General features: G+C 39.1%; 1 pseudogene. It reads left to right on the plus strand.

Features of this window, described 5'->3' with window-relative positions:
- Window positions 1-2,020 (plus strand): annotated as a pseudogene (locus tag ACUUYC_RS25370) (CUB protein); the annotation flags it as partial.

The following is a 2,020-nucleotide window of genomic DNA, read 5'->3' on the forward strand; positions in this document are numbered from 1 at the left end:
TTCGTGTTCAAAATGGAACTACAGGATGTTTTAGTATTACTAATTTTAATATCGTTGTCAGTGAATCACCAACTGTTTTCCCTGCAACACCATTAGAATACTGTGATACAGACAATGATGGTTTTGGAATCTTTGATATCAGAAGCACCGAGAGTCAAATTACAGGAGGTGTAATTCCAGGACAAGTAACGGTGACTTATCACGAAACACCTGAAGATGCTGATAACAATGTGAATGTTTTAGCGGATAATTATACCAATATCAATGCTTATACTCAAACAATTTATGTGCGTGTGGAGAATGTCCTTACGGGATGTTTCAATGTAGTATCGCTTGATTTAATTGTACATGATTCACCTGAGGTTGCTGCGATGAATGCAACGATTCTTGCTGAGTGTGATACCGATACCGATGGAATTGCTCAGTTTGATCTTACTCAAAGTGAACCAGACATTCTAAATGGAGAAGATCCATTAACTCATGATATTTCTTATTATAACACACAGGTCAATGCCGCTAATGGTACTGGTGTAGGACAGATTAACAATCCAAACGCTTATAGCAACATACCGCCAAGTCCACAAGTGATTTGGGTACGTGTGGAGGATTTAGCCACAGGCTGTTTTACCGCGACCAATCTAACGCTTGTTGTCAATGAATTGCCAACGCTTGTACAATTACCAGGTTTAGAAGCTTGTGATACCATTAGCCTTAATGATGGGATTGAAGTATTTGATCTAACGTCTCTTGCTGAGGACTTACTTAACAGCGCGCCAGGGATTAGTCTTGATTATTATGCCAATGCAGCGGATCTAGCTAGTGATACTCCTATTGCGGATCCAACCATGTATAGCAATACAGAGATTGGTGTGCAAACCATCTTTGTAAGAGCCACCAATGATACCACAACATGTGAAAATACGATTACCTTTGATATTAGAGTCAATCCACTTCCGAGTCCAACTCTTGATCCAAATGGAATGCTAACAGCTGACATCTGTGATGAGGACAATGATGGATTCCAATTATTTGATTTAAATGATCTGGTAAATGATATTATCAACAATGAGCCTGATGTAGTCTATAGTTTCCATGAGACACTAGAAAATGCACAGATGAATCTATTTCCGCTTGCCTCTCCATATACTAACATTATGATGGATAGTCAAACAATCTATGTCTTGGCAACCAATACTGTGACAGGATGTTTTACTGTTACACCATTATTATTAACAGTTACACCAATTCCTGTATTGCCACTGGTGATTACAGATTTAGAAGAGTGTGATGATGCGTCAAGTTTAGATGGCTTTGATATGTTTGATCTTACTCAGACACAGACAGAGATCTATGGAACACAAACCCCAGGAGACTTCACCCTTAGTTATCATGAGAGTGAAATGGACGCAGAAGATGATGTTAATCCTATTGTGAACCTTACAAACTATACCAACATTGTAGCCAATCAGCAAACAATCTGGGTACGTTTAGAACATAACACTACCGAATGTTTTGCCATTGGTAGTTTTGATATTATTGTGGTTGGACCACCAGTACTGGTACAACCTACTCAATTTCAACTCTGTGATGATGAGCTTAGTGGTGATACCAGTGATGAACTGACCACTTTTGATTTAACCGATAAATACTTAGAGATCACAGGTGGGGATACTAGTTTAACACTTGCGTATTATGCTAATGCTGCGGATCTAGCCAGTGACACGCCAATAGCAGACCCATCAGCGTATCAAAATATAATTAATCCACAAACAATTAGCATCAGAGCAACCAATAGCGCAGGATGTACTACCGATATCACTATGACACTTCGAGTACTTCCAGTACCAACTCCTAACACCATGCCTGAGCCATTAACTCAGTGTGATGATGATATTGATGGGATTTTGGTATTTGATCTTACTCTATCAGAGGCTGAGATTGTAGATAACGAGAATAATGTTACAGTAAGCTATCATATCAATCAGATGGATGCCATCGATGATGCCAATGCCATTGTTGA

This window comes from Kordia sp. E (assembly GCF_056033805.1).